A 6,000-nucleotide genomic window follows, 5' to 3' on the forward strand; every position below is an offset into this window, starting at 1 on the left:
CTTCGCCTCGCAAACAATGCCATTCGTTGGTTTGGTAAACGTGATGATCGTCGTTCGCATACGAGGGGTTTTGCATAAAAGCCGGGCCGTTTGCGATCCGCACGAATTGCGAAAGCGGGCGTTGCCGCTTCGCCATCGCCGTGCATACGCTAAAACACCGGTTGCATCGAAAAGACCGGGTTTCGATGGCCGTGAATACTCCTTCCCTACGCGACGGACCCGCCGCGTTACGCGCCGTGCCGAACATCGACTGCATGAGCGGCGCGCCTGATCGAGCATTCAAGGAGCTATTGCAATGGCCACATTCACACTGAAAGACGGAACCGAACTGTTTTACAAGGACTGGGGCTCGGGCCAGCCGGTCGTCCTGTCGCACGGCTGGCCGCTCAACGCGGACGCGTGGGACGCGCAAATGATGTATCTCGCCGAGCGTGGCTATCGAGTGATCGCGCACGATCGACGCGGCCACGGGCGCTCGGGCCAGACGTGGGCTGGCAACGACATGAGCCGCTATGCGGACGACCTCGCGGAGCTGATCGATCACCTCGATGTGCAAGACGCCGTGTTCATCGGCCATTCGACGGGCGGTGGGGAAGTCGCCCGTTATATCGGCCGTCACGGCACGAAGCGCGTGAAGAAGGCCGTGCTGATCTCGGCGGTGCCGCCCTTGATGCTCAAGACGGAGGCCAATCCCGGCGGCCTGCCGTTTTCCGTTTTTGACGATATCCGCAAGGGCGTTATCGGGAACCGCTCGCAGTTCTTCAAGGATCTGGCGACGCCCTTCTTCGGCTTCAATCGCGAAGGCGCGCACGCTTCGCAAGGCACGATCGACTGGTTCTGGCTCGCGGGCATGCAGTGCTCGATCAAGAGCGCCTACGACTGCATCGAGGCATTCTCGGAAACGGACTTCACCGAAGACCTCAGGAAGATGACGATGCCGACTCTGGTGCTGCAAGGCGACGCCGATCAGATCGTGCCGCTCGACGACTCCGGCAAGCTCTCCGCGAAGATCGTCCCCGACGGCACGCTCGTCGTCGTTCCCGGCGCGCCGCACGGCATCTGCACAACGCATGCCGATATCGTGAACGAGCAACTGCTCGCGTTCATTCGCAAGTGATGGTGAGAGCCATGAAAGACATTCCGGAATCTCACCCTCCATTTCCACCGTTCTCGCGCGAGACGGCTCTCGAGAAAGTGCGTCAGGCCGAAGACGGATGGAACTCGCGCGACCCCGATCGCGTATCGCACGTCTATTCGCTCGACACGCAATGGCGCAATCGGGCGGAGTTCGTTCACGGTCGCGAGGACGTGCGCGCGTTTCTCGACAGAAAGTGGCGCAAGGAAATGGACTACCGCCTCATCAAGGAGCTGTGGGCGTTCGGCGGCAATCGCATCGCCGTGCGCTTCGCTTATGAATGGCGCGACGATGCGGGCAACTGGTTCCGTTCTTATGGCAACGAGAACTGGGCGTTCGGCTTCGATGGTCTGATGAGACATCGTCATGCGAGCATCAACGACGTGCCGATCGCCGAAAGCGAACGCAAGTTTCATTGGCCGCTTGGCCGAAGACCGGACGATCATCCGGGGCTCAGCGAGTTGGGGCTCTGAGCAGAAGAGGCCGCGCGCCGGGCAACGCGGTGCGGGGTCGCATTCCCTATGCGATCGACGAGAGAGCGCAATGAAAATCGAGCGAGTCTGGAGCGTACTTGCCACAATGGCGCTCTTCCTGATAGCCGCGTTCATCGGCAAGACCTTGTGGGATCACTACATGGATGCGCCTTGGACGCGCGACGGCCGCGTGCATGCCAATGTCGTCACGATCGCGCCCGATGTATCGGGCATGATCGTCGGCGTGCCGGTGCACGACAATCAGTTCGTCAGAAGAGGGGATCTTCTGATGCAGATCGATCCGTCGCATTACCGCATCGCGGTCGCCGAAGCCGAGGCGAAGGTCGCCGCGAGCAGGGCGGAACTGGCACTGCGTCGCGACGATGCGAAGCGCCGCGCGGCTCTCGACAATGAAGTCGTCTCCGACGAAGTCAAGCAGAACTCCGGCCTTCAGGCCGATGCCGCGAAGGCTGCCTACGACCAGGCGCTAGCCGCGCTCGATGCTGCGAAGCTGAATCTTTCGCGAACGCGCGTCGTTTCTCCGGTCGACGGCTACGTGACGAACCTGAACACATGGCAGGGTGACTACGCGAGCATTTCGACGCCGAAGCTCGCGGTGGTCGATCGAAACTCGTTCTGGGTCTATGGTTACTTCGAGGAAACGAAGCTGCCGGAAGTGAAGGTGGGTCGGGCGGCGGAGATCCGCCTGATGAGTGGAACGCTGCTGCGAGGTCATGTGCAAAGCATCGCACGGGGCATCTATGACCGCGACAATCCGCAAAGCATGGACCTCACCGCGAACGTCGATCCCGTCTTCAATTGGGTGCGGCTCGCGCAGCGCGTGCCGGTGCGGATCGGCATCGACAGCGTGCCGGAGGGCGTCGAGCTGACGGCGGGGACGACATGCACGGTCGTCGTCGACAGTGGGCTATCACAAGGGCATATCGTTCGATATGCGAATGAAGTCATCGCGCGTGTGCAGAGTGCGTTGTAATGCGAAACGCGGCGATCGAATCCCGTCGTACGCAACGCAGCACGCTGCGCCTCGGGCTTGCTCACTGGGCGGCGACCGATGGTCTCGTCTGGCTCCATCTGGCAAAGACACTCACTGCCGCGTTCATCGCCATGGGCATCGCGATGAAGCTCGACATCCCCACGCCGCGCACGGCGATGACAACGGTTTTCGTGCTGATGCAGCCGCAGAGCGGCATGGTGCTATCGAAGAGCTTTTACCGGATGGTCGGCACGATCATCGGAACCATCGTCGCGGTCATGCTCGGTGCGCTATTCCCGCAGCAACCGCCGCTTTATATCGGTGCGCTGACGCTGTGGGTGTCGCTCTGCACCGCCGCCGCGCTGCGCTATCGCAACTTCCGCTGGTATGCGTTCGTGTTGGCGGGCTATACGAGCGCGCTTATCGGCATTCCCAGCGTGACCGATCCGAACGGGCTCTTCATCGCCGCGCTGAACCGTTCGGCGGCCGTGTTGCTCGCCATCGTCTGTAGCGGGGTGGTCAGCGCGATCGTGCTGCCGCAATGGTCGTCCGCGCGGCTGAAACATATCCGTCGCGAGCGCTTCGTATCGTTCTCGAAGTTCGCGGCGCAAGCGTTGCGCGGCGAGATCGACAACGAACGCTTCCTGACGAAGTACGGCGAGTTTATCGACAGCGTCATTGGCTTCGAAGCCACGCGCGCATTCGCTTCTTTCGAAGACCCCGAAGTGCGATCGCGCTCGCGTCGTCTCGCGCGCCTCAATGCTGCGTTCATGGATCTGTGCACGAGGCTGCATGCGCTGCATCGTTTCCTGGCGACGCGTCGTGGCCATGCGGTCGACGTGGTTGCCGCCTATTGCGCGGAACTCGCGACTTTGCTGGACGTCGCGCGCGATGCCGGAATGATCGATGAGGATACGATCAGCCGCAGAGCCGCGCTCGTCTCGGCTTTTGGCGTGCGTCTGAATGCGCGGGCGGAAGCGGATCGCGAGGAACTCGCGCGCACCGTGAGCGCGCCAGCACTGATGGATTTCGATGCTGCCGTTCAATTGCTGTCTGACTACGTGTCGTCTTGGACGTACTATGCCGATGCGTATGTATCGCTCGTCAACGAGAAGCACGTCTTCGAAGAGTCGGACATCAAGCGCGTCTTTGTCACGAACACGAGCGTGATCGCAGTGACGTTCCTGATGACGTGTGCGGTGCTCGGAACGATCGGCGCCTGGTGGTTGTCGAGCGACTGGCCCGCCGGCGGCTACGCGATCATCGGCGCGGCGGCCGTGTCGGCGTTGGGATCGAATTCGCCGACGCCCATCCGGTTCTCGTTGCAGATGGCATCGGGCGCGGCTGTATCGACGCTCGCGGCGTATCTGGTGCTGGACTACGTGTATCCGGCGATCGACGGCTTTCCACTGCTGTGCTTCGTCCTCACTCCCTTGCTCGGGCTCGGCGCATTCCTCGCGACAAGACCGAAGTTCACCGGCTTCGGCCTCAGTTTCTGCATCTTCTTCTGTATCCTCGGCGGACCGGATCGCGTCATCCGTTACGCACCCGAGCCGCTGTTGAATAGCGGCATCGCGCTTACGCTCGCGATGCTTGCATGTGCGGTCGCATGGACGTTCGTGTTTCCTGTCGAGAAGCCGTGGCGCGTCGCTGCGTTGACTCGCGACCTGCGACGTCAGATGAACGTCGCATGCACCGCGCCGCTCGACGACGCGAGGCAGCTCTTCCAGTCGGGCACGTTCGATCTCATCGCTCAGATACGCGCGCTGCTTCCGCAGCCAACGGCACAGTATCGTCAAGCGCTTTCGTGGATTCTGGTCGTGCTGGAACTGGGGCACGCATCCATCGAATTTCGCACCGATAGTCGCGATGTCGATGCGGTTCGCATGGTGGCTGCGGACTGGCGCGCATCGACGGAAGAGACGATGCGGCGTTTGATGCAACTTCTCGATACGCCGTCGCACAACACGCGCGACGCGAGCCTTCGCGCGATCGACCGCCAGATTGAAGTCGCGATGCACGGCATCGAAGCGATGCGTGGCGCGGACCACGAGATCCTGCGCATGCGCAGCTTGCTCGCGCGGCTGCATTTCATGCGTAGCGTGCTGATGGATGTCGATTCGCCCTTTTTACGTAGTTATACGCATGCCTAAGCAATAGCAAAGCGATCGACGGTCGAGGCGAGACCCGCTGCGGAATGCGGCGCTGCGTCGAAGCGGTTCTGAAATGAGGATGCGAGCAACTCGACGAAGGTTCTGGTCTTCGCATCGATATGCTGTCGCGACGGATAGACCGCATATACGCACGCCGTTCGCAGCGCGTGATCGGGAAAGACCCGCACGAGTCGCCCGGACGCGATGTCGTCGGCGACGACGTAGTGCGGCATCGCACCGACGCCGGCGCCCGCGAGCAGGGCGGCGCGCATTGCTTGTGCATCGTTCACCATGATCTGACTGTCGTTTTCGGCTCTGCTGCCTGAGTCCGTGGCGAATTCCGAGTGCCAGTCGCACGGGTGTCCGAAAGGCGCGCTGATGCGCGTGCGCGCGTGCGTCGGCAAATCGCCGAGGGATTCCACCGCGTGACGCCTGAGATAGCCGGGCGCGGCGACGAGCACACGCTCGAAGCGCCCGACGATCCTGTACGCGTTGCCCGAATCGGGGAGCGCCGCCGCCGCCAGCACCGAGACGTCGAACTGTTGGTGCACGAGATCCGGCATGCCCGGCAGCAACTTCAGATCGACACTCACCTGCGGATGCGCGCGCCGGTATTCCACCACGGCCGACATCAACTGCGCGAGACCCAGGTCCGGCGAAGCATGCACGCGCAGGCGTCCACGCGGGACGGTGGCGGCGTCGCTTGCCTCGGCTTCGGCGCTGTCGATCTGAGCGAGGATCTCCTTGCACTTCTGGTAGTAACGTTCGCCGCTATCGGTGAGGGACACGCGGCGGGTGGTGCGCTGCAAGAGCCGCGTGCGCAAGCTGTCTTCGAGCGAAACGACCGCGCGTGAGACGATTCCGACGCTGCAATCCATGCTTTTCGCGACGCCGCTGAAACTGCCGGTCTCGGCGACGCGCGAGAACACACGCATGCTGAAGAGCTTGTCCATGTCGGCTTTGTCTCCGGGCTGAAGATTCAGGCGCGCTCCTGCCGCGCGATGGACTCACGATACGTTCGCAACGCGCTCGACGCCATCAGTCGTGGATACAGTCAGGTCATCCTTGCGTATAGGGTGAAGACAGATCAACTTGAACTCGAAACGCTGCAGGTGTGGCATATGTACTTTGCTCAAGGACGACATTTGAACTTGGGACCTACAATACATGTCAAAGCAAAATTGAAATGTCGTACCACCGGCTAAATACAGATGTCGTGTTTTTGATGTGTGATTGGCTCTGTTT

At 61.6% G+C, this 6,000-nt stretch carries 5 protein-coding genes; 4 read left to right on the forward strand and 1 reads right to left on the reverse strand.

Annotation, left to right across the window (positions count from 1 at the left end; genetic code table 11):
* Window positions 1-295: 295 nt before the first annotated feature.
* The 4 genes from NCR93_RS28735 (at window position 296) to NCR93_RS28750 (ending at window position 4,755) form a co-directional block, all read left to right on the forward strand.
* Window positions 296-1,117: an alpha/beta fold hydrolase gene (locus NCR93_RS28735; RefSeq protein WP_175980135.1), complete on the forward strand. Its 822-nt coding sequence runs from the start codon at window positions 296-298 to the stop codon at window positions 1,115-1,117.
* 11 nt (window positions 1,118-1,128) lie between these two features.
* Entirely contained in the window at window positions 1,129-1,608 is a 480-nt protein-coding gene (locus NCR93_RS28740; protein WP_175980134.1) for a nuclear transport factor 2 family protein, read from the forward strand.
* Window positions 1,609-1,678: 70 nt separating this feature from the next.
* The gene (locus tag NCR93_RS28745) at window positions 1,679-2,602 is read left to right on the forward strand and encodes an efflux RND transporter periplasmic adaptor subunit (protein WP_175980133.1); all 924 of its coding nucleotides are present in this window, start codon (window positions 1,679-1,681) and stop codon (window positions 2,600-2,602) included.
* The gene (locus NCR93_RS28750) at window positions 2,602-4,755 is read left to right on the forward strand and encodes an FUSC family protein (protein WP_175980132.1); all 2,154 of its coding nucleotides are present in this window, start codon (window positions 2,602-2,604) and stop codon (window positions 4,753-4,755) included. Before NCR93_RS28745 ends, NCR93_RS28750 begins: the two co-directional genes overlap by 1 nt.
* Here NCR93_RS28750 and NCR93_RS28755 read toward each other — a convergent pair.
* On the reverse strand, window positions 4,752-5,708 hold the full coding sequence (locus tag NCR93_RS28755) for a LysR family transcriptional regulator (RefSeq protein WP_175980131.1): 957 nt from the start codon (window positions 5,706-5,708) through the stop codon (window positions 4,752-4,754). The genes NCR93_RS28750 and NCR93_RS28755 overlap by 4 nt on opposite strands.
* Window positions 5,709-6,000 lie beyond the last annotated feature (292 nt).

It is taken from the genome of Caballeronia sp. ATUFL_F1_KS39 (genome assembly GCF_023630985.1).
GTDB classification, from domain to species: Bacteria; Pseudomonadota; Gammaproteobacteria; order Burkholderiales; family Burkholderiaceae; genus Caballeronia; species Caballeronia zhejiangensis.

Bases quoted from the DNA above. Each gene is read 5' to 3' on its own strand.
- NCR93_RS28735 (WP_175980135.1), top strand. From the start codon at position 296: ATGGCCACATTCACACTGAAAGACGGAACCGAACTGTTTTACAAGGAC.
- NCR93_RS28740 (WP_175980134.1), top strand. From the start codon at position 1,129: ATGAAAGACATTCCGGAATCTCACCCTCCATTTCCACCGTTCTCGCGC.
- NCR93_RS28745 (WP_175980133.1), top strand. From the start codon at position 1,679: ATGAAAATCGAGCGAGTCTGGAGCGTACTTGCCACAATGGCGCTCTTC.
- NCR93_RS28750 (WP_175980132.1), top strand. From the start codon at position 2,602: ATGCGAAACGCGGCGATCGAATCCCGTCGTACGCAACGCAGCACGCTG.
- NCR93_RS28755 (WP_175980131.1), bottom strand. From the start codon at position 5,708: ATGGACAAGCTCTTCAGCATGCGTGTGTTCTCGCGCGTCGCCGAGACC.